General features: G+C 31.5%; 17 protein-coding genes. All 17 read right to left on the bottom strand.

The window, feature by feature from the left end; all coding sequences use genetic code 11:
* Position 1 precedes the first annotated feature (1 nt).
* Positions 2 to 4174, bottom strand: a complete 4173-nt coding sequence (locus tag J2W48_RS18295) for a DUF6531 domain-containing protein (protein ID WP_310283160.1) — start codon at positions 4172 to 4174, stop codon at positions 2 to 4.
* Between the two features lie 2 nt (positions 4175 to 4176).
* Positions 4177 to 5526 carry a hypothetical protein gene (locus J2W48_RS18290; protein ID WP_310283158.1) on the bottom strand — a complete coding sequence of 450 codons (1350 nt, stop codon included), beginning with the start codon at positions 5524 to 5526 and terminating at the stop codon, positions 4177 to 4179.
* An 8-nt stretch (positions 5527 to 5534) separates the two neighbouring features.
* Entirely contained in the window at positions 5535 to 7304 is a 1770-nt protein-coding gene (locus J2W48_RS18285; RefSeq protein WP_310283157.1) for a type VI secretion system Vgr family protein, read from the bottom strand.
* Between the two features lie 10 nt (positions 7305 to 7314).
* Positions 7315 to 7965 (bottom strand): hypothetical protein, encoded by a 651-nt coding sequence (locus tag J2W48_RS18280; protein WP_310283156.1) that lies wholly within the window; start codon positions 7963 to 7965, stop codon positions 7315 to 7317.
* A 223-nt stretch (positions 7966 to 8188) separates the two neighbouring features.
* Positions 8189 to 8707: a hypothetical protein gene (locus J2W48_RS18275; RefSeq protein ID WP_310283155.1), complete on the bottom strand. Its 519-nt coding sequence runs from the start codon at positions 8705 to 8707 to the stop codon at positions 8189 to 8191.
* Between the two features lie 1377 nt (positions 8708 to 10084).
* Complete coding sequence (locus J2W48_RS18270; protein WP_310283154.1) at positions 10085 to 10885, bottom strand: hypothetical protein; 801 nt, start codon at positions 10883 to 10885, stop codon at positions 10085 to 10087.
* Positions 10886 to 11015: 130 nt separating this feature from the next.
* On the bottom strand, positions 11016 to 11708 hold the full coding sequence (locus J2W48_RS18265) for a hypothetical protein (protein WP_310283153.1): 693 nt from the start codon (positions 11706 to 11708) through the stop codon (positions 11016 to 11018).
* Positions 11709 to 12069: 361 nt separating this feature from the next.
* Positions 12070 to 12465: a type VI secretion system tube protein TssD gene (tssD, locus tag J2W48_RS18260; RefSeq protein ID WP_310283152.1), complete on the bottom strand. Its 396-nt coding sequence runs from the start codon at positions 12463 to 12465 to the stop codon at positions 12070 to 12072.
* 334 nt (positions 12466 to 12799) lie between these two features.
* Complete coding sequence (locus J2W48_RS18255; protein WP_310283151.1) at positions 12800 to 13576, bottom strand: DUF5457 domain-containing protein; 777 nt, start codon at positions 13574 to 13576, stop codon at positions 12800 to 12802.
* Between the two features lie 10 nt (positions 13577 to 13586).
* Positions 13587 to 15911, bottom strand: coding sequence for a type VI secretion system protein TssR domain-containing protein (gene tssR, locus J2W48_RS18250; protein ID WP_310283150.1), 2325 nt, complete (start codon positions 15909 to 15911; stop codon positions 13587 to 13589).
* Positions 15912 to 16850, bottom strand: a complete 939-nt coding sequence (locus J2W48_RS18245) for a PKD domain-containing protein (protein ID WP_310283149.1) — start codon at positions 16848 to 16850, stop codon at positions 15912 to 15914.
* Positions 16840 to 17310: a type VI secretion system TssO gene (tssO, locus tag J2W48_RS18240; protein ID WP_310283147.1), complete on the bottom strand. Its 471-nt coding sequence runs from the start codon at positions 17308 to 17310 to the stop codon at positions 16840 to 16842. The genes J2W48_RS18245 and tssO overlap by 11 nt, the downstream gene beginning before the upstream one ends.
* Positions 17311 to 17319: 9 nt before the next feature.
* Positions 17320 to 17811 carry a hypothetical protein gene (locus tag J2W48_RS18235; RefSeq protein WP_310283146.1) on the bottom strand — a complete coding sequence of 164 codons (492 nt, stop codon included), beginning with the start codon at positions 17809 to 17811 and terminating at the stop codon, positions 17320 to 17322.
* 10 nt (positions 17812 to 17821) lie between these two features.
* Positions 17822 to 18958, bottom strand: a complete 1137-nt coding sequence (locus J2W48_RS18230) for a hypothetical protein (protein WP_310283144.1) — start codon at positions 18956 to 18958, stop codon at positions 17822 to 17824.
* A 73-nt stretch (positions 18959 to 19031) separates the two neighbouring features.
* Positions 19032 to 19913, bottom strand: a complete 882-nt coding sequence (locus J2W48_RS18225) for a TssN family type VI secretion system protein (RefSeq protein ID WP_310283142.1) — start codon at positions 19911 to 19913, stop codon at positions 19032 to 19034.
* A gap of 35 nt (positions 19914 to 19948) precedes the next feature.
* Positions 19949 to 20854, bottom strand: coding sequence for a hypothetical protein (locus J2W48_RS18220; protein ID WP_310283141.1), 906 nt, complete (start codon positions 20852 to 20854; stop codon positions 19949 to 19951).
* A 3-nt stretch (positions 20855 to 20857) separates the two neighbouring features.
* Positions 20858 to 23290, bottom strand: coding sequence for an AAA family ATPase (locus tag J2W48_RS18215; protein ID WP_310283139.1), 2433 nt, complete (start codon positions 23288 to 23290; stop codon positions 20858 to 20860).
* Positions 23291 to 23293: the final 3 nt, after the last annotated feature.

The following is a 23293-nucleotide window of genomic DNA, read 5'->3' as shown; positions in this document are numbered from 1 at the left end:
ATTAATGACATTTTATTTTACCTTTTGCATCTACATCAACAACTTTTGCATTCTTCATTTTTGCATCTATTTCTTCTTTACTAAAAAATTTCCTACCTGTTTTCAGGTTGTCAGGATCATACGAATGATAAAATCCTCCATCTAGTCGTCTTTTATTAAGTTGACCTGCATTATTTTTATTATGATATAAAGAAGACCCTTCTACATCTCTAGAACCTACCCTTCCATCTAAATCATCAAGATATTTAACTTCATTGAAATTTTTACCATCTCGGGCATGTTCTGTTAATCTTTCTTGTACATCTCTTTCTGTAATCCCTTCATAGACCATCTTACCATTATTAAATAATTGATAGAAAATATCTAACCCGAAAAGATCAAATTGGGAGTTCGAATCAAAGACATAAGCGTAGGGATTTGGATTATTACCTTTTAAGTCTTTTCTATCTTTACTCAAATACATTCCATTATCAGGATTATAATATCTGAAACGATTATAGTACAAACCTGTCTCTACATCCTCATATTGCCCAAGTTGTCTAAATGGAATAAAATTCCTATCTCCTTTAAATTCTCTTAAACCACCATAAATATCATAATCAGTTTCCCACACTACATCGCCTTGCTCGTTGTAAACTTGTACAGGGCGACCAATATAATCGTTTATAATAGAAAACTTTTCCTCTCCAATAAGTTTTGCACTCGGTACAAAAGAACCTTCCTGATAAACCCAGGTAACCAAATTTTCAATTGGTTCTGGTTTATCGTAAACCAAATCATCGCCATTCACAACAAGTTTAGGTCGATCTTTTAGATCATATTTCCATTCATGAATAAGAACATTTCCATCCCAAACATAACGATTTATTTCCTTGTTTGCAATTTTTGCCGTACGTCTTCCAAGTGCATCATATTCAAAACTTACTACTTTTCCATCTGGGTTGGTTACGCTTTCGAGCATTCCGTTTGCCAGCCATTTATAAAGGGTATCTCCGTCCTGCCACTGTTCGTGCTCTTCTTGTAAACTTGCTTCTTCGGCTTTATTACCTATAAGTTTATCAAAGAAGTTTGTTGGTTTTTCAAATTTTAAAGGTTCAATAATGTTTCTAGGACTTTTATGTATTAAATTCCCCAGCTTATCGTATTTGTAATAATATTTTTCATCTTTCAGCAGTTTTCCGCCTTTGCCATATTTACGGTCACTGCGGTCTATCGTTTTGTATAAATTACCCACCGCATCAGGGGTTTTGTACAACTCTTCTTTTCCATCATAACTGGCTTTAGCAAGGTTTCCAAAATCGTCATAATCAAAATAGGTCAAACTTTGGGTCATTTGGTTTACCGCGCTTCTTAATTGCTGGTTGGTGTCCCAGTTATAAAAACGCGCTCCGGTGCGTCTTCCATTGGCAAATACTTCCTGTTCTTTTTGCTTGCCGCTATTGTTGTAACTCGTTTTTATGTGCAGTCCGCCCGTGGCAAAACGCTCTATTTCCCTGCCCAGATCGTCTCTTTTCAGGGTAGTTTCCCAAGTCTTGTGCTGTTCCTTAAGTTCGTTACTTTGCGCTTCTATACGCTCGAGTTCCCCTTTTTGGTTGTAATGCGTGTTTATATCTGCGCCAAGACTGGTGCTTAAATTGGTACGCTGTCCTAAAGCATTGTATGTTGATATCAGTGTTATGCCGTTTTCGTTGGCATCGAGCTGTTGTTTTTGGGTTTCTTTTATGATGCGCCCAACAGCATCACGCTCAAAGTATATGCTTACGTTTTGGTTAACGGCTTCTATCAGCAGTCCGTTTTTATTGTAGGTATAAGTTTCCCAGGTACCGTCATGATAATCGGCCCTGGTAATACGTCCTAAGGCATCCTGCTCGTATTCTGTAAATTTTCCGTCTCCGTGATCTATTCGGGTTACTTCTCCGGCAAGATTGCGGCTGTATTTTTTTTCGATACCGTCAAAAGCGGTTTCTTTTACAATATGTCCGGCTTTGTTTCTTGTAAAATAATAAGCTTCATGGTCTTCGTTTTTAATCCCTACAAGCTGTTCCATCTTATCGTAGTCAAAACGTACTTTTACGCCGTTTTGCTCTCTTGTAGAAAGGCTTCCTAATGGTGTGTAGGTAAACTTAATGCTGTTTTTATTGTCTTTTAAGGCTACCACATCATCATAACTATCGTAACTAAACTGTATTACGTTGCTGTCTTTCTCTACGATTTGCCTTACCCTGTCAAGCGCATCATAGCTAAAATAGTCTGCCATTTGCATTGGGGTATAAATGGCACGCACACGGCCACGATAATCATACTCCCAGGATTTTAGTTTCTTCTCGTTTTCTCGCCATTCAATAAGATTGTACTGCTCGTCGTAAATTAGTTCGAGTTTGTTGCCGTTTTTGGCAACGCTCGCCAGCAGTCCGTCGGTATTATAGGTAAAATGGGTGCTGGTTTTGTCCGGCGCTATAATGGTTTTTAGCTGGTTCGGGTTTTGGGCATGGTACAAATAAATGGTCTTCTGCCCCTCGGGGTCAATGGCAATCGATGGACGGTTCTGGTCATCATAAATCATCATTTCCTCTGTGCCATCGGGGTAAACTGTACCTGTTTTATTGCCTTTTTCATCGTAAACGAACCCTGTGATTCGGCCTTCCTGATCGATCTCGCGGTAGGGTTCCATAAACTCTGTATAGTCATAAAAAATGCTGTTTCCCATAGGGTCTTTTATCTGGGTTACCAGCTGGCTTGGCTCATAATAATAGGTAGTTACCGCTCCGTTGGCATCCGTTACAAGGTTATAGCCTTCTTCGGGATGGTATTCGAGCCAGCCTTCCTGCCATCCGCCGTCGCCCCAAGTGTGTACACAGCGCTTTTTAGTATCGTATTCCCAATAAAAAGTTTGTCCGTTGCGATCTGTTTTTTCCACCATAAGATGGTTTTGGAATTTAATAACGGTCGGTTTACCCAAGGCATCTATAATGGCAGACATGTTTTGGTGCTCATCGTAATCATACGCGATCAAAAGTTCGTCTCCTTCGGGGCCCTGCAGTTCTAATTTCTGGATAAGTCCGTTTATGGTGCTTACTTTTATTTCCCTTCCTGTGGTATCGATAATTTTATTTAAACGGTATGCCGAAAATTCAAAAATAATGCACAGTCCGTCGTGATTGGTAATTTGCGTAAGCTGGTATTTTTTACCGTCAAAAAGGGTAAAATCATAAAAAAGCCTGCTTTTATGGTCGTATGCCTGATATCCGTCTGCGGTTCTTTTAAGGGTTGTTTTTTCCTGACGCAGGTAAAACTCTTCATCGGGTAGCAGTGACGGGAATGCCACTATTCTTCCATCATCCATGCGAAGCCCCAGGGCATCATCTTCCGGATATAACTCCACAGCCCTGTCATATACACAATGTACACCGTGGCCAAGCCATCCAGTATACTCTGAATCTGAGTACCAGCGACGTTCCCAATTAAGGACTATCGGGCCGGTGATATCAAAATCGCTGCCTTCGTAAATCACTGCTCCGTTAATAAGGTTTACGGGCTCAAAACCTGCCTTACACAAAAGCTTACTGAGCCAGTTGGGACCAACGGACCCTTTTAGAAGTTTATTGAATGCTTTTTTTCCATATTTCATCAGGGTGCTAAATCCTATGCTGGCCAGTAATCCCGTTAGCATACCTCCCCAGTCCGGCGGATATGGACCTCCTACCATTACCGGTTTTCCTGTTGGGATAGGAAGCGAAAAGGAAGTTGGCGCAAAAAGCGTTGGCGCAAAAGGAAGCATTTTTTTGCCTATTTTGGCTTTCCCTAACGACAGCGATAACGGAATCCCGATATCATTACAGGTCATCAGCATATGTCCTTTGGGACTCATTCTGGTACTGTCTGAGAAAACGGTTTGAGAAGCAAAAAAGTTCATGCTTTCATGACCGATAATAGGCGTCATAAGCCATGGCGGGGTAAAAAGCGGAATGTGCACCAGCGGAATTATGATACCGCTGGTATCTGAGTTCCCTCTCTTAAAACCGTTTACATGTACGCTGGTGCCTAAAAAAGGAATATAATCGGCTGGATCAATAACAATACCTATGTAAGGATGAAACGGATTAAAAGGCGGCAGGGTGGTAAAATGGATATCTATCCCTACGACCATAGTCAAATGATTATCGGTTAATAACATAATTAATAGGTATTGCTTAATTGATATTCCTCTTGTATTTGTTTCGCAATTTGTTTTGGATTGTCTTTCCAGTTTTTTCCAAAAATTAATTTCATTCTGTCCGAAATAGCTTCTTTTTCTGAATAATCAATTTTTGGGTCATTTTCTAAATAACTGTTGGCTATAAAGGTAAAATTGATGATTTTGAGTACTTCATCTGTCAAAGCATATCCGTATTCGAAAGCATCGTTTAAAATTTCACTATATTGTTGATCCCTTTTTTTTGCTGCCAATAACAGTGCATAATTATAGCCATTTATTACCTGCATTTCCTGATGGACTTCTTTGGCTATAACTGTTTGCTTTAAAAAATAATCTATAGCAGTATCGCGTTTTCCCATGATGCTGTAATGTGAGCCTTTGTACATGAGCAGCTGCATCAAAATACCTGCAATATCTTGTTTTTCCTTATAAAAAGGTGTTGTTATTTTTATCCCTTTATCCAATAATTGATGAATGAGTTCCTGCTCATCTTTAAACTGAAATAAAAAACTGGCGTAAACAAGATAAGAGGAAGCCCAAAAACTGGTTTCTCCTGTACTCTTACTAATGTCTATAAGCTCATTGCCCAGTTTTTTTACTTTTTCCTGCTTTTTATCTTTTGCCGCTTCACCAATTTCAAATAAACATTTTCTATAGCGCACCTGCGGATCATTTGGGTTTCCTTGTGTAGCAATTTCCTTGTAGGCTTTATTAATATCCTGATTGGGAATTTCGATCATGATACCTTTTTCTTTTACTGAGGCGATCACTTCCTTATATTGCTGCCTTTCCTTATAATCAAGAAACAGGAATCCTATATTTTCAGGCAATAAAACTATCAATTCTTTTATGCTTTCATTTAGCAAATCAAGGCTGCTTACTTTTTTTATTAAAAAACTAACAATTAAAAGATTGCCTGTTCTCGCTTCAAACTTTTTGAAACTTATAAGCATGTTGATGTAAAAATCTTTTAAGTTATCAACGCTTAATTTATTAATCTCCTGAAGAACAGCTTTAAAAGAAGCGAAATCTTCCCAATTCCATCCGGTGTGTTTTTTCAGGTCTTCATCAAAAGCCAGGATCCATTGCTCTATAATAGTCGTGTAAAAGTCTTTTTTATCATAAAAATCAATTGAAAAAGCTACAAACGAATCCTCTGATCTGCCGTAAGCGGAAGATTCTAACCGAATGAAACTATCTACCAGTGGATAATCTTCGGTATAACAAACCATACTAAACACTTGTGCTTTTGGTTTGGCTGCTCTGGTCTTATTCCATATTTTTTGAATGTTTTCGACCCTTACAGCAATAGGATTGTGAGCGTTATTCATTTCTAATTTTAATTTAAATTTACGATTCCACCTTTAACGTTGGTCATGGTTTTACCATCTATATCAACGACCATTCCTTCTGCCAGAATTGTATTTTTCCCTTTAATATTAATACTTGGTGCTTCATCAGTAATTTGGGTATCACTTTTAACGGTCACTTCATCTGTCCCGGAAACGAGTACTTTTTTACTGTCAACACTTATTTCATTAGTTCCGCTAATGCTTACTTTTTCATCAGCAATAAGGTTTATTTCTTTTGATTGTATATCGACCTTATTTGGTGCATAAATAGTCATTGTTCCGTCTCCGTTAAGCATTATCATATTACCACTTGGATCTGTCGCTGTAAAGGTGTTTTTTTCTTCATCAAGAATAAGCGAGGTTCCGCCTCTTGTGGCAAAGCTTCTTTTGTTATTGTCTTTTCCACCGCCACCGCCACTTTTTCCGTGAAAAACACTTCCTAAAATAAAAGGTCGGTTAGGATCGCCATAACGAAAATGTACCATTACGTGATCGCCTACATCCGGAATAAATACCATTCCCCGATTGGTTCCTACTTTATCACTACTACCTGCATCAGGCGTCATGACACGCAGCCAGGCGGTTTTCATTTGAGTACCTTGCTGCCAAAGCATCTGAACTCTGACTCTCCCTTTATTTTGAGGATCTGTATTACTTTCTACTATAGCCTGCTGTGTTTGAGCAATTGGATATGCAACATCCGGTTCCGGCAAGCTCAATACTTTTGAAGGTATTGCTCTGAAGTTATTTTCATACTCTCCCAAATGTGTAGCATAATGGCTAATTTCGGTAATTATAAAAGAACCTACTTCTTGTGTCATCATACTTGAGTTTTCTAAAACACTTGATTGTATGTTAACAATGCTTCCTACTTTTAGTTTTGAGTTTTTTGTAGTTGCTGAAACATAATTAGTATTGGCTGCTGCACTTTCCTGTTTCTTTTTTAAGAAGGATTCTAAAACCAAATCATCACCGGTACTCACTATACCATGCGTAAACGCAGGCGTTGCAAAAACTTCCTTTGAGCTTGCAAATGCTTCATTACCTAGTTTTGGCAACCCTCCTACTGTGTCTTTTGATTTTGCAGTGTAGCGTTTATCAGCACTTTCATTGTATGTAAAAGCACTAAATTTATTAGGCACTGCCTGCACAGATATTTTTAGTTTAGAAATCTCACTATTGTAAGTTAACGATATAGGACTATCAAAGCTTTTAGGTTTACCAAATATTAACTTTTCACCATCATAATACAACCATTCATTGTATTGTTTTGCTAATCTCTGGATGAACTGAAAATCTGTTTCGAGATATTGATTCTGATAATCCATCTTACTGGTATATTCAGGATTGATATCATTTTGCAACTGTTCTCCGGCACCATTTTTTATTACCTCTTTTATAATATCTTTCAAAGGCAGTCCTTCCCAGGAATGTAACTTTTCACCAGACTCTAATAATATGGTTTTAGAATAGCCTGAAACTACAATATGATTTCCCGAATGTCCGTCTTCCTGATCGAAATCTATATTGGTAACCACTCCCAGAAAATTATTATTTTCTTCCAGCACAATGTGTACTACTTTACCCAACCATGCCTGTGCATTTTCGAGCGTATAGGCCAACGGGCTTTCTACAGCAGCATGTGGAACTCGAATTTCAAATTGATGATGTGAGTTAATTACTTGTTTTAGTCTGATGTCAGTAAAATGAGATATCTTTTTACTATCTATTCCAAAAATTATTGCAGGTGGTTTCATACGTTTATTTTTATTTGATTGTAGTTGTTTTTAGAATCTTTAATAGTTTTATTTTTATCCAGAATCCTTTAGAAAAAAAGTACGATGAGAAAAAAATAAATAGAATTATTCCAAGCCAAAATATCATGTTTGGAAAAGATTTGGTATATAAAATAGACGGATAGTCTGGGCGATCCATTAATAAAAAACGTTCTAAATTTTCACATAGTAAAAGGGCAAATAGTGAAACTATTCCCGATAAGAAATTTAATTTTTTACTATTTTCTTTTTTATATAATAAATAAAATAATAGACCTGTGATTATACCTATCAAATACTTTAAAGGCCAACAAGGACTATTTTTAAAAAAATATGCTAATAATCCCGAAACAAGACTCGAAATAAAAATGATTAACAAAAGTTTAGAAATAGATAAAATAATCTTTTTTTTATCATAAAATAAAAATAAGAATACACAGGTAAGTCCTGTTGCTATTCCTATTCTTAGAAAATAAAAGTATTTAGCTAAAAAATCATCATTTATAGATTCAATACTCATTAATATAAAAAAAGAATACATATAAAAAATTGAAAATAAGAGTAATAATAAAATTACAGACAATAATTTCTTCATGAAAAAATTATTGTCATAATTAATATTAAAAGATTTTTTATTTTGCATAACTTATTGTTTATTAAAATCCTTACCACATAAATTTTCCATTTCTTAAAATATTAAGACTGACAAAATGGATGATAGTCAAATCATGTACTATCAGTATGCTTATTGCTATTTTGGTTTGATTGGTATTTATATTTTTTATATAATCGTATTTGAGCTAATATATTTTCTTTACTATCAATATCAACAACGTTTATCAAACACTAAAGTGTTTGCATAGGTACTATAATTCTTGTTCACTTTCAAATTCTACATTTTTTAGATTATTGAAATTTTTATCAACTATAAAAACATTATCCATTAATGTCCCAAAATAACTATTGGTAACTAAAATTTTTTTGTTTTTTTTATATACTGAACCGCAAGCCATATCCGACTCTATACGATATAATACATTTACTTTTTTATCAAATATTAAGTAGGAGCCATATGTATTAGTGGTGACCATATTTTTTTTTTCGGTAAAAACAGAAACAGGAATCTCGACAAATACATTAAACTCGGCAGATATACTTATAGGTACTATATAAATTAGTGGTTTTATATTTGAATCTTTATAGAGTTCAATAACCTTGGTTGAGTTGAATTTGCTTAACTCATCTTTGCCTAAATAAAATTTGGTTCTATTCGATTTTGAAATATTAATCTCTGAATATCCATTTAATGATTTTAATAAAGTATGAAAAGGAGTTTGCGAATTGGCAGACAATACTATGAAGTAAAAAAATAAAATATATTTCATATCACTTAATTTTAAAATGGAACAATTCCTGATTTATCTACTTTTTATATTTGTATTTTGGCTGAATTATAAATATTTTCTACTCCATTAGCGATTAATACGCTTATTCTTCTTTAAATTTACTTCACACTAAAATGATTAGCACATAAATTTTCCATTTCTTAAAATATTTGTTAGAATAAAATTAATAGCCAAATCCACAACTATCAAACTTGAAATTAATATTTTGATTGACATCTTATAATTCTTTACATATTCATATTTTATATTCTTGTATAATTGAACAAATAAAAAAACGAAGAATATCCCTAAGCAAGCATAATAATACCCCGGAAAAGGCATTACATAAAAAGATATAGTTTCTAAATTAATAGTACAAAGAGTAGCTAAAATTACCGATGGAAAAATAATCCAATAATCTCTCTTTTCTTGATAAAATGAATATACATTTTAGAAAAATGGATAAATATAGGGTCGGTTAATTTTCTAATAATCATTATTTCTATGAACTTATAATTTCTTTTTTATTAAATAATACTAATCTGATTACCACATAAACTTTCCATTTCTCATGATATTGAGACAAATAAAATTGATAGCTAAATCAACGACTATCAGAACAGTAATTATTATCCTTGTTTTATTTGACATCTTATATTCTTTTACATATTCATATTTTATATTTTTATATATAAGAAAAAAGAATAAAATAAAAAACACCCCTAAGCCTACATAGTAATATTTATTAATATCAACAAAATAAAAAGAAAATATCTCAACATTAGTGGTAAAAAGAAAAGATAAAATCAACGATGGGAACATACGCCAATATTCTTTTTGATCTTGATAAAAATGTATGTAAATCTTAGATAAATGAATAAATATTGGATCTGTCAATTTCCTGATAATCATTTGGTTATTATTTATAATGTTTCGAATCTATTCTAGTATTATCTATTTTTGTTTTTGCTGATTCATAAATATTTCACTTTTTAAACTCCTTTTACAAGAAAATCATTCTCTGTAATTTTTCGTCTCTTAGCATAGATGTAAGTATGAAATTAATTACTAAATCAACTATTATTAGTAAAGTAATTATTACTCTAATTTTACTTGACATCTTGTAATCTTTTATATATTCGTATTTTATATTATTATATAAAAGCAGAAACATAACAGCAAAGAAAAGAGCCATACAGACATAGTAAAAACTTGAAACAGGCATTATAAAAAAAGATAGTGTTTCTAAGTTCAAAGTAAAAATAGTAGCTAAAATCAATGATGGAAATATACGCCAATATCTTTTTCTATCTTGATAAAAATGGATATACATTTTAGAAAAATGAATAAATATTGGGTCTGTTAATTTTCTAATAATCATTTTATTTTAAATTTAAAATCTGGTCTATCTATTCTGGTATTATCTAATTTTACTTTTGCAGATTCATAAATATTTTCTGGTTGATGATTAAAATATTTGTCTTTTGTATCCGATCTAATTAATATAAAATAAACACCCGCTATCAGGGCGCCAGGACCACTAAAGGAAAGTGCAGTCATAGCAATATCTAAAGCGAGTATTTCTCCTGAAATTTTCTTATTCCTCCATTCTTGATAAGACAATACAATGCCTACAAATCCAGCAATATACCCAAGCCCTTCTGCTACATTAGCAATGGTTTTTAATGCGCTTACACTTTCTGCAGTTCCTTGTACATAAATTTTACCATCAGTAATGCCAGAGGCAATTTTATTAAACTCATAGGTTCCTTTCGGGTGAAAACGGGTTGCTTCAAAATTTTTAAATTCTGCTAAATCAAATCCACTATCTTTAATATTGCCTAAAGCAGTTCCAACCCCTGTAAATGCAGAATTTAATACAAAAGCAGATCCTGCAAAACTTGTTTTTACTTCTTTTAATCCATTAACGATACTCCACCTCCCATTTTTATGACCTAGATAGATTTTTTTATCAATAGGGCTGTAATAAACTTCTCCTTCTAAGGCTATCCGATTTGGACCACCAGGAAAAAAATTATTATGAGAATCTTTAGTTTTACGACTTTTTAAACTTTCTCCTAATACATCTTTTCTTTCCCAGATATCATCTTTAAGAAATTCGCTTTTATCAAAAGGATTTCTTGTTTTTTCTTTTCCTGATTCAAAACTTCTAAACATAATAAAAGGGTTATAATTATATATTCTACAAAATCAAAATATGTCTTGCATATATCTTGAAAATTATTTTTTATGTTTTCAATTTGTTAATTGAATAATTTATACTAACTATACTTTATTTATATCAAAATTATTGACATTTGTTAAGCTTTAATAATTGCATTTTAGACTTATTTTGTGCCTTATCTCTATAAAACCACTTAGCCCCTTTTTTTTCTAAATAATTTTTAATCCCAAATGGTGTAGCCTTGGTTGATGCAAAATCAAAAGCACTTTCATCAATATTAAATTGCTTCAATCCAATCCATTTTCCTTTGCACAAAGAATAAATTTTGCAACTATTCAAATTGCTGAAATCTAAATTGTCAACTACAAACGCAATTTCATCTTTTCCATCAAAATTAGTATCTCCAATATTTAATAAACAATAAAGTCCTTGTGCAGTGCCTAAGTGTAGGCTGTCTTGGTTGATTTTACTGAAAGCAAGATATACATCTGAATCTTGTTTAGAGAACCATTTTATAATGTCTTCCCATTCATTTTTTGCTGGATCCAAAGCATATTCAATTTCTTCTTTTTTTAGTTTTGAAAAGTTATGTTCAAAAATGGTGTCTCTTTTTCCATCACCATCAAAATCACCAATACAAAATAATTTTTCCAGTTTATGAAAGGATTTTTTTTCACTTGTTTTTTTTGAAACATCAATAGTGTTAACTATTTCATTATTATTTTTTATTGTTGAAGATGAAAATTTAGTTTTATCTCCTTTTTCACTACAACCTAAAAGCAATAAAAAAAAACAAATATTAAAATAGTTTTTCACTACATTCTTTTTATAGTTATCTCTCCTAAAAATATTTCTAAAACATTTCATAACCAATTTTAATTTTAAGCACAGAAAGCATAAACTACAATATAAATTTCTTATTCCTTAAACACAGTAATAGCTTTCAAAAATTAATCAAATAAAAAGAATCTTATATAATTAAAGCAAATAGAATGGCTAGAATTAATTACGAAAATATTTTCCAACAATTTCCTTTGTCTTTAGAGAAGATCCTGTGAATTTTAGAGAAATAAACAAATACAAGTTTGTTATTTTCCTAAAATCACTCCCTTAAAGCATTAAGACTTTATAAAAAACAAGAAGCGGTGCTTGACCGCTTCCTGATAATTGAGATAAATTAAATTTTAGCCCAATTGTTATCTAATGTTGCATTACCTAATGTAATTTTTTCTGCTGAGAAAGTGATCTCAGTAGTCATTGGAGTTTCTGCCATAGCATCAAGTTGCTCGCTGAAGAATACAATAAATGCATTTTCAAAAGAAAGTTCTTTCATTACTTGCTCAGAATCAGCTTTGAAAAATTTTACTTTCCCGCTTACAGGTTTGTGCTGACTGTTTACTGCCTGCTCAATTACAGTAGTATTGTCTGTAGATTTTAATTTTAGGTTTAATCTACCTCCTTTAATTTCAGATGAAACTGCTCCTTTACCATCAGTATGTCTTATCATATCGACTTTTGAGAATAATACTTGGTACTCGTTTCCTTCGAATTCTAAAATTGCTTTAAATGCCATAATAAAAATAATTAAGTTGTTAAAAATTGTTTTTTTAGAATCCTCCTTATTTTGTATGACTAGTATTAACAAAAAAAGAGGTATTCTACATGATTTTAGAATACCTCTTTTTTGTACTAACGTACTTTTTTAAATTGCTTCTTGTAGGAAGATGAGGGTGATTCGCAATCAATTTGTTGTACGAATATACAAATATAAATGAAACAAACAAGCTTATTCGTAATCTTTTTCATCAAAAATCGTAAAATATTTTTTTAACGAAAATTAAAATATGTAAGAATACAGTATTTGCTGGGGTTGCAGAGAATTTATATGAATTTTTAAATGTGAAATATTAATTAATAATATTTTTCATAAAAAATAATAAAATGAATCCCAGAAGCACGACCGTAATATGCAAGATGATAGCATTTACCTGAGGCTGCAATGAATTTATCTGGGTTTTTATATCAGAAGTCGCAATTGTATGGATTTCATTTATTTTGTTTACTTGTTTTTGTAAAGAATCAATCGTTTTGTTTAAATATAAAATGTTTTGATGCTGATTAGAAAACAAGCGCTTGACTTCCTTATCTGATAAAGCTGCTTTTTTCCTAATAACTCCAGTTTTAGGCTCTTTAAGTGTTAACTCACTTACATCTTCAATTTTACTGTTATTGACTTCGAAACTTTTATTTAGCTTGTTTACCAAAAAAAAGATAAAAACAATATAGGAAAGTAAAAACGTTGGTAAAATGTACTGAACAATTATCTCTATGGGTTTTGGTCTCACCGCACTATGAATATTGTTTATGGTACTGTAATTAGTAAAAAAAATAGGTTCTTGTTTTTTCTCTTTATTCAATCTTTCGTTTTTAAATTTTTCTTCTAAATCTATTAGTTCAAAGCGATCCAGGGAATAAACCCCCAGACTTTCGTTTAGTTTTTTATGATGTACCATCCAATTGAGCACTTCTTCCATTTGGTATTCAGTAATGCCCGGATCTTTAAGCCTCCATAAAATTTCATTTTTTGTGAGTTCACACGGTTTTCCTTTGCTTTCAAAATAAAATAACTCTAAAATTATTTCATGCAAAGGTTTTGTCATTTCTATTGTATTCATAATCTCCATAATCCTTATTTTATAATAGAAGTTTTTTTGATATATAATAATATTTAGTCTGGGATTCATCGTCAAAAACCTCAAAAGTATTATTGCGCTGCATTTTTTCTAAAACCTCAACCTTACTGTTTAAAGTTGTAAAAATTGTTCTGAATTGGTCAGGCTTTTTCTTAAACTTTCGAATATCTTTAATCCTTATTTCATGCAAATCAGGACTATTTACAAATACTCTTGTCTTGTAATAAAGTAAATCAGCCAAAGAACTTCTGTTTTTTATTGCCTCTGTTTGTCTAATCTTACTCGCAAACATTTTACATCTGTCCCTAAAGCTTAAAATCTCGACTTTATCAATATTTGCGTTTGTATATTCTTTGCTAATTAATTCTCTGTAGTTTTCTATAAGCTGCTTAATTTCACTCTCAGTCAGTAAAATATGGACTTTGTTTTCTAAACTACTGTTAAGCGTATCTTTTGCATTTATTACAAATGTTTCGCTTTTATAGTTTTTAGGTATGTCGGTGCTCGTGCTATCTGTTCGAGGATAATTTTGAATAAGATTATTGATCGTTCCGCTTGGCTGACTTCTTAAAAAGCTAAATTCATTTTTGTATTGTGTCAGCGATTTTAATAATGTATTATTTGTTTTAATAGTTTTGCTAATAACGCTGTCAATGGCTTTATTGATAGTTTCCGGTGTAAGCTCTCCATTTAATTTAGGAAAAATGATACCTCCGTTAAAATTACTTTTTAATGGTGCATCGTAGATATAATCATTATCTACATCGCCATTGTATATAAACTCATCGTTTTTTGCAACCAGTTTTGGATCAACATAATAGTTCTGGATATTTCTTTTATTTGCATTACTAGCCTCGCTTAAATACATTTTACTCTGCAGAATAAAATTCTGGTTATCGGAGTTATTTTCATTTCTGAAAATTATGTATAATAATTTAGCATTATTTTTTGCCAAAATATTAAAACTATCCGGCAGCACATTATTGATAGATCCTTCTAAACCTGTCAGGATAAAAAAGTTATTTTCGAAATTTGTTTCTGAATTCAGAAATTGACTAATGTTTGTATTGTTGTTCGGTAAAATATTTTCTTTCAAAATTTCATCAGGTGTCTTGATACTCTTCTCTATTAAATCAAACCATTTTGAAAAAGATTGAGATTTTATCAAATAATAACTTTTAGATTTCCCTTTTGCTATAAACGAATATGTAAAATTATAATTCGCATATAACTCACTACTGGTCGTTAGTTTAAGATTCTGTAATGCCGAAAGTGTTTTTTTTAAATATTGCTTTGTTGAGTTGTTATTCTCAAAAACGTAATAAAAGTTAATATTTTTACTCTCCAAAGCGATTTGTTCGATGGTTTTAATCGAAATGTCATCGCCTTTTAAATTTGTAATTTTGTTTTTGTCGTGGTTCCAAACATTTATGGGCAGCGATATTTTACTTGTGTTTTCGAACTTGATTGGCTCACTTGACTGATTTTCATTTACAAAAAAAGTATTCTTGTACAATTCATTAGCCGGAAAATTAATTTTTCCTGAAGAAAACTGTAAGGTATCTGTAGGGTTCAGCCTGACAACCATATTATCTTCTATAGGATTCAAATATTGCAAAGGAACCCAGCCGTATTTAAGATTGGTTGTGTCTTTTGGCATAACGTCATCAAAATTTGATACAAAGGCTGAATTGTTTGTTTTGTTTATTTTATATACATAAACAAAATCGTTAAGCTTAATATGTTTTTTAGATACTGATTCTAAGTTGGGATCGTTTTTTAATAAAAGCGCACTTTTTTTGACATTTTTACTACTGGTAAATAAGTTGTCTAACGTATTTGAAGCCACAAAATATTTTACATACTTTAAATTGACTTGGTTTTGCATTGCCCGGCTGTATTCAATGACATTATCTTTTTTAATCCAACCCAGATATTGTACTTCTTTTGCATTAGAAAAGTGATTTTTTTTACTGCGCAAAACAGCAAATGTCCCCTTAGGTTTACCGACCAGTTTTTTATCAGCAACCACAACTTCATAATAATTTTTATCTTCATTGATTACATACATTGGAGATAAAATATTTACTTTATTTTTTACTCTGGCGCCATAAGGTTCTTCATAAATATTATTATCGTTTCTGTCGGAAAAAACCATTTTAAGCTCTGATTTTTCATTTTCTTTTTGCTCTTCGTTATCATAAGTATTGACTGTTTTCTCTGTTTTTTTGATAACACTGGTCCTATTTTTAACCTGCGAAAAAACAGTACTTGTAATCAATAAGCACATCAAAGAGGTATAACGAAGTAAAATACTAATTTTCATCTATTTACTTTGTTTTTTAGTTTTTTGAGTAATATTCATTTGCTTAAAGCATTTAATAGTATCTAATTTTACCTCTTGAATTACAGTAGAATTTCCATCTAAATAATGAAGTCCCTGACAATAACTTAAAAAATCATTGTATTTTTCTTCGTTTACCACCACTACTACATCAGATAAATCATTACAGATGTATTTATTTTTTAAGTAATTAACCTGTTCTTTATACATTCTGGTATCTTTTGCACCCAGATTGGCAATAATTTGCAATCTTTTTTTGATATCAGTCAGTACAATACCTGCAGAATCTATAACTTCCGGCTCTTTGAACGGTTCATACAATTGCAGAATTTCAATCTCTTTTGTTATTGGATATCTGGTTTTATCTGTTTCCAGTTTTACGGTATAGACACCGGGCTGAGTGAAAATATAAATAGCCTGTTTCTCATAAGAATCGATCGTTCCGGTTTCTCCAAATTCCCAATACCAATTGTTAGAACTTGGTGAATATGCTGTAAAGACAATTTCTTCGCCTACATACCCAAACTCTGAACAAAATATTTTTGGAATTGAATCTTTTGCTGTCAATATTCTGCCATTGACGATATTGATTTGTTTTGAAAAATCAAATTTATTATCAATTTTTAGCGTTACTAAATATTTACCCGCTCTGTCGTAAGTATAGTCTACGCTTCCTTTACTAACAATTGAATCACCGTTACCAAAATACCAAACAGCTTTTTTATCTGATATTAAGGTACTATCATTTATTTTAAAAGATAATTTCTCATTTAATTCGTATTGATGATTATCATTTTCATCTAATATTGAAAAATCAAGACTGCTCAATCTTTTATTATAAGGAAATAATAATGCCACTATCACTAAAATTACCGCAAGGCAGAACAAAAGGATAACTACTGTTTTATTTTTAATGTTCATTTTTAAAATTTGCTTTACATTCGTTAAGACTTGTTTGTACAAGAGTATCGTTTTTTTTGACGGTACTTTCTTCAAGGTTTATCTCTAAAAAAACATTTAATAAGTTCCCGCCAATTAAGCAAAAGTTATATGACGAATGAAATTCGTTATTCTTATACAATTGTTTATACTCGGATATCCTTCTTTTTACTTCATCTATACGCTGCACCTGATTGATGTCATACTTTATTGTATCAATTATCTGAAAAATTTGCCTGGATTTATTAGCATAATCTACTTTAATCTTTTGCATTTTTTCATAATCATTGATTCTGTTGAGCATATCTGTATTATTAAAATTGGGCGTTTTTAATAAAAACTTGGTAACAACAATAAATATAATACAAGCACTGATGATAAATAATAAGTTGAATTTTACTTTTTTCCAATATGTTTCATCAAATTCTATTGCCTTCTTCATAAAATGGGATTATTTTTTTTTATTTTCCTGATTGTGTTTGTCAATACATTTTTTAAGCTGCGTTTTATTGATGTCGTAACTTGTCTCGGCTTCTTTTAAAACATCAATTTTAGTCTGTATACGTTGCAGTTCAACTAAAAACTCTTCATATAAACCAAAAAAATTTGTCATATTCGTTTTTGACTTTTGGATCTCATTATTGATGGCAAATCTTTTCTCATTGATCAGAGACTGAAGGTTTTTGCGCTCGTTTAAGGTTCTGTCTTTAAATCTTAAATCGTTGATTTCTATTAAGATTTCATCTAAGAGAAGGTTCATTTCACCTTGTTTTACAGCAATATCATTGTAGTATTTGTGTTTTTGCTCCAACTCGGCAACTCCTTTGTTTGCTGTTACCAGCGTGATATAGAGACAACCAAAAACAAAAGCGAATGTTATAAAAAACATAATAAAAAACTTGCGCTTTTTAGCCGATATTTTAACGTGATTAAGTGGTTTCATAGTTTTATGTTTAATCTAGTATTGACCACGTATTACTTTTTGGCGCTGACACTTTGGTTTCTTCACTAATAACAATATTTTCTTTTCTAAGCCCAATGTATTCTAATTCGCTTAATTTATGCCATAAGCGTTTTAAAATCCCTAGAAACTGATTTAATTTTTCTAGTGTTTGTGCAATGTCATTATGGTCGTAAACAGCGCTTTTTGCTTCAAACAATACACTAAGTAATTCTGACGGTTTTACATCAATCCATTCGTAATAATATTGTAAAAGCATTTCTTTCTCTTTGTCGTCCATTAGCGTTAATGTTGAGATAAGATGATTGGCCAACACAATTATTTTGTCAAACATATACACCGGAGATTCTTCAGAAGCTATGTTTTTAAGATAAAAGCAATGTTCTGCGTAGTAATCAATTATTTTAGTACACAAACTAAACGTGTTAGATACTAACTTGTTATTACTGGAGCTGTGCGTATTTTTTTTATGAATTTTTATTGAAAAATCGTTTAACTGATATAATTCGGTATTAACTTTTGTAATGAATTGATTTAAAGTTTCATTGTTTTTTGTTTTTACAACCGGAGCTATGTATTTTCCGTCGTCAATGAATGTACCGTTTTGGAATGCTAATTTTTTTACGATTAAAAAGTAACCAGATAAAAAATTATCGTTCACCTCATTTTTTTTGACAATATGTAACTTTATCTCCGGAAGAGCATGAGGATGATGTAACGGAATTATTTCCGGGTCTGGAATACCTACAGGAATTAGATCGTAAGGATTTATAGAAACAATAACATAATAATACTCCGCAGAATTTCGGTCTAAATCATTTGCATTGATACTTGCTTCAGGGAGTTTTGTACCATAAATATCCTGACTATAGGAAATTATATATCCATTTTTAGCAATTACCTCACATTTTTTTAAATAGGCAACTAATTGTCCCCCTTCAATTTTTATTTCAATGTCTATAGATTTATTACCTGCGGGCTCAATAGATCCATAATTAAAATTGTTTAACTGAACTTTATTATACTCACTGACAATTGTTATAAAGTTGAAATAATTATTGATAAAATGGTCTTTGGTCAGTTTTACACCATCTGTCCAGTTGATTGGTAAATGTATGTTTGATTTCATAATTGCTAAGTTGTTATATTCTAGTATTATTTTTTTTAGTTAATAAGGATTTATAGAAAAAGACTAATCTTAATTATTCCTCTATTTCATTTTGCTGTTTCAAAGTAACTCTTTTAGCAAAAATGGTTTGTTTGTTTTTCAGTTTACTCTCAGAGATGGTCTGATGAGGACTCAAGTTTCTTATAAATAAGGGAAAACTAAAATATTTTGCAGTATAAAAAGTCCAACCCTTATCTTCTTGCTCAGCACTGGATTCAATGGCATCATTTGGAAATCTATAGTTTTGATCTTCAATAAACTTATCAAACCAATTACCCAAATTGACATCTTGGGCAATTTTTACATCAAATTTTGAAAAGAATTCAGAATTATTTTTTTTCTTTATATGTATAGATACCTGCATTAAACGAAATTTATCAATATTGTCCCAATACTCAATGTCCTTACGTTCTTTTCCAACCCTCCAATATTCATAAAATGACTCAGGAATCTGTAAATATTTTTTCTTTGATTCCTGGAAAAAGATTGGTGCAAATAACCATAGGATATTAAGCATACTGATATGTGCATAACTGGATATAGCGATATAATTAAACGACAGATAGTAAATCCAGGAAGAGAGAATTGCCACAATTAAAAAAAGAAATATTTTTGCAGGAGCACTATTTTGTATTTCTATCTTTTGAAATAAAGCAGCATCCATAAAAAATAACAACATAACTCCGAGCACTAAGTAGTATAAGATTGAAAACAATAAACCAAACCAAATAAACTCATTGTTAAAAAAAGCAAATAAACAAGGCAAAGCTGCTATTAGCGAAAAACATAAAATAAATATTATGGCCGCTTTTGTTTTGATTTTTATACTCGATAACTGACTCATGACAAGTGTAATAATAAGTATCAAAAACGGTGCTAACAGGTATTTTAAAAAAAAGGGTAGTATTGTATTCATAGCTGAATGTTATCTCTTTTATTATGGTTAAAAAATTATAAAATGGTATTTATGCCTAAATAGTTTTCGTTTAGTTTTATCCCTAATTGATAGTTGTTAAAAAACACGATATCAACTTTTCGATTACTAATTAGAAAATACTCTAATACTTTTCTCGTAAGCTCCATCTTGTGTTCTAAAATGGGATAATCGATATTTCCTTCAAAATATAAGGTTACCTCTACATCATCTATCTCACTTTCTACAGCTCCGCTAAGTCCTAAATCAAACCCTAAAATGCCCTGGCTTAATTTTAAAAAAGGAGATGTTGTAAATACATGTTTTTTATATTTTAGTTTTACTTCATTGCCCAGTAACATTTCTAAACCTTTTTCCAGTTCCGGAAGATTTTCTTTTAGCTTTTCGGCCTCACATAAATAAATGAAGAGATTTTTTTTTTGCGTTTTGGATAAATCAAATTCAATACCCACTAATTCATCTACTACATTGAGAAACAAATCAATTTTATCCTGAAACAAGTGAAGGCTTCTGATGGCATAATTAGCATTTGCCAAAAAAATCTCATTGTCAAAAGGCATAAAGAAATCCAAAGCATTATTCTCTGTTTCTTTATTTTCTTTTACAGCTTCTACAATCTCTTTGTTAGACATTGTAGAATTACTTACGGACAGGGGATGAAAAAGTAATTCAGGTAAATTATGATAAATACTGTTTTTCGCTAAATGCAAAACAAGTGCTTCCTTAGTAAATCTCGAATCTTCCTGATACAACATCGACGAGATATCAATTGCATCTCTGGAATTGTTTCTTTTTGAAAGACCTTTGTGCCTGACAAAGACTTCGGTATCATCTTTTAGAATATTCTGCAATTCATAAAAAAGAATTTCACCCCTTAAATTAAAATTAAGCTGTTGCTTTAAAACTGAAATATCTTGCTCCATAACTTACCTTTTTTCCCAAATAAACTCGTCTTCTTTTATATCTAAAACAATAGCTTCGTTCTCAAGAATGGCTTCTGATATAATTAATTTTGAAATTGTTTTCTTTAGATATGTTCTTACGATTCCTGCAATAGGTCTGGCCCCATATTTTTTAGAAAATCCTTTATTTGTCAGATATTCTAAAGCACCATCTGATATATCAAATGAAATATTTTTGATGCTTATTAATTGCTCTTGTAATCGATTTAAATGTAATTTAAAAATAGCTTTGGCAATTTCTATGTTTATAGGTGCAAACGGAACAACCTCAGTCAAACGACCTAAAAATTCAGGCCTGAAATGCTGGCTCATAATCTCAATTAATTGATTAGAAGTAGGTAAATGACCGCTTTCTATTTGCTCCTGAATCCATTGACTTCCTATATTTGAAGTAAAAATGATAATCGCATTAGAGAAATCACCTTCACGTCCTAATTTATCATGAATTTTTCCTTCATCCATAATTTGCAGAAACACATCATAAACAGAGCTGTGTGCCTTTTCGATTTCGTCAAAAAGCACAACTGAATACGGTTTTTGCCTAATTTTATTAACTAGCATCCCTCCTTCTTCATACCCTACGTATCCCGGAGGAGCACCATATAATAAAGCTGCTGAATGTTCTTCTTTAAATTCTGACATGTCAAACCGAATCATCGCATTTTCATCATCAAACAACAATTCAGCCAGCGTTTTTGTTAATTCTGTCTTTCCAGTTCCTGTTGGTCCTAAAAAAAAGAATGATCCAATAGGTTGTTTAGGATTGCTCAAACCACTTCGGGATTCGATAATAGCTTCGGATAGCGTTTTTATAGCATGTGCTTGTCCTTTTACCCTTTCCTGCAGTTTGTCTTCGATTGTTAAAAGCTTCTCTTTTTCTCCCGCGCTTATTTTTCCCAACGGTATCCCGGTCGCATTAGAAACAACTGCCAGAATCTCAGATTTTGTTACAACTGTAATTTTTTCTTTTGCAATAGTTTCAATGTTCGATGCTAATTTCTCGATATCTTCAAAAGTAACCGATTCATTTTTTTGTCTTTTCGAATTTTCCGTAACATCAATTTTACTGGTTACAACACAACTTATTCGATTGTATATTTCTTTTTCAAGCAAACTCATTTTTGATTCATCAGCCGGATCAGATTCTCTTATCTGTTCTTTTATTTTTACAATTTCCACTAATGAATTTGCGTTAGAAACAATTACTGATGAGGCCGTTCTGTCTAATAAATCAATTGCTCCGTAAGGCAGTTTTTTTTCTTTATAAAATCGTTTAGACAAATGAATTGCTTCCTGTATCACCTCTTCGTTAATGGCTATTTTATAATGTTTTTCTAATTTATTTTTATAAATATTCAAACATTCAATCAATAAAGAATAATCCAGCTCTTCGATAAAAATGTTCTCGAATTTTCCGTTTATAGTAGTTCCTTCAATTGATTTTCTATAAGAATCAGCATCAATTGAGGCAATAATATTAATATTGCCCTGGGTTAATTGCGTATTAATGATATTGATTACAGCATTTGATTTAGAGTTTGATGAGTTTAACAACACCTGTATATCATCAATAAAAAGTATACTTTTTCCGTTTTTGGATAATTTTTCAAAAATTTCAATAAGCTTTTTCGAAATCTCATTTTCATTACTGCAATTTGCAACGAGTTTAGAAACATTTAAAGATAAAACAAGTGTTTCTTCAAAGAAATTAGGATCTGTTTCGTGTAAATTATGAATAAGGTTCTTGATAATACTTGTTTTTCCAATACCAGATTCTCCAATTAATAAAATACCATGGTTTTCATATCGTTCGATATTTTCAAGTATCAATCGAACTTCTCTATTTCTGCCGATGATACTACTTCCCTCTTCAATAATATTTTTTTTATATAAAGTATCACAATAGCTGATATCAATCGTTTCCTGCTCGTCAGCATTGTCCGCCAGACTAAAACTCTTTTGATTATTTCTAAGTCCAAAGTGTTTCAAAAGTTCCTTATCGCTTAAGTTTAAGCCATCAATTTGTTTATCACTATAAATCAACCCCGGTTTAATAATCGCTATAAAAACACAAAAGGCATCGATAGAATCAGCTCCTAATCTAATTTTATTGAAATTTGATTCTGTAAAAACATTCTCAACTTCTGTATCACTTGTCACGCTATTGTCATTGGTTTGAGAAGAAGTATACACTTCTTTTCTCACATCAAACCATTCTTTTATATACTCTATATCTTTAGATAGTGATCTTAATACTTCTACCAGTCCTGTTGGTTCAAATAATAATGCATATGCTAAATGAGCCACTCCATATGTACTGTGACCATCATGAATAGCTAATGATTTAGCAGATTTAATTGCAGATAATAAGCTTGGGCTATAATCTAATTCGTTCATAAG

This window comes from Flavobacterium piscis, from assembly GCF_031457575.1.
In the GTDB taxonomy this organism is placed as follows: domain Bacteria; phylum Bacteroidota; class Bacteroidia; order Flavobacteriales; family Flavobacteriaceae; genus Flavobacterium; species Flavobacterium piscis_A.
This window is presented reverse-complemented; position numbering and strand designations above follow the sequence as displayed.

Excerpts from the sequence above, each read along its gene's own strand:
- J2W48_RS18270 (WP_310283154.1), bottom strand. The coding sequence starts at position 10,885 with ATGTTTAGAAGTTTTGAATCAGGAAAAGAAAAAACAAGAAATCCTTTT.
- J2W48_RS18285 (WP_310283157.1), bottom strand. The coding sequence starts at position 7,304 with ATGAAACCACCTGCAATAATTTTTGGAATAGATAGTAAAAAGATATCT.
- J2W48_RS18295 (WP_310283160.1), bottom strand. The coding sequence starts at position 4,174 with ATGTTATTAACCGATAATCATTTGACTATGGTCGTAGGGATAGATATC.
- J2W48_RS18275 (WP_310283155.1), bottom strand. The coding sequence starts at position 8,707 with ATGAAATATATTTTATTTTTTTACTTCATAGTATTGTCTGCCAATTCG.
- J2W48_RS18245 (WP_310283149.1), bottom strand. The coding sequence starts at position 16,850 with ATGAACATTAAAAATAAAACAGTAGTTATCCTTTTGTTCTGCCTTGCG.
- J2W48_RS18230 (WP_310283144.1), bottom strand. The coding sequence starts at position 18,958 with ATGAAATCAAACATACATTTACCAATCAACTGGACAGATGGTGTAAAA.
- J2W48_RS18235 (WP_310283146.1), bottom strand. The coding sequence starts at position 17,811 with ATGAAACCACTTAATCACGTTAAAATATCGGCTAAAAAGCGCAAGTTT.
- tssD (WP_310283152.1), bottom strand. The coding sequence starts at position 12,465 with ATGGCATTTAAAGCAATTTTAGAATTCGAAGGAAACGAGTACCAAGTA.
- J2W48_RS18280 (WP_310283156.1), bottom strand. The coding sequence starts at position 7,965 with ATGCAAAATAAAAAATCTTTTAATATTAATTATGACAATAATTTTTTC.
- J2W48_RS18290 (WP_310283158.1), bottom strand. The coding sequence starts at position 5,526 with ATGAATAACGCTCACAATCCTATTGCTGTAAGGGTCGAAAACATTCAA.
- J2W48_RS18220 (WP_310283141.1), bottom strand. The coding sequence starts at position 20,854 with ATGGAGCAAGATATTTCAGTTTTAAAGCAACAGCTTAATTTTAATTTA.
- tssO (WP_310283147.1), bottom strand. The coding sequence starts at position 17,310 with ATGAAGAAGGCAATAGAATTTGATGAAACATATTGGAAAAAAGTAAAA.
- J2W48_RS18225 (WP_310283142.1), bottom strand. The coding sequence starts at position 19,913 with ATGAATACAATACTACCCTTTTTTTTAAAATACCTGTTAGCACCGTTT.
- tssR (WP_310283150.1), bottom strand. The coding sequence starts at position 15,911 with ATGAAAATTAGTATTTTACTTCGTTATACCTCTTTGATGTGCTTATTG.
- J2W48_RS18255 (WP_310283151.1), bottom strand. The coding sequence starts at position 13,576 with ATGGAGATTATGAATACAATAGAAATGACAAAACCTTTGCATGAAATA.
- J2W48_RS18215 (WP_310283139.1), bottom strand. The coding sequence starts at position 23,290 with ATGAACGAATTAGATTATAGCCCAAGCTTATTATCTGCAATTAAATCT.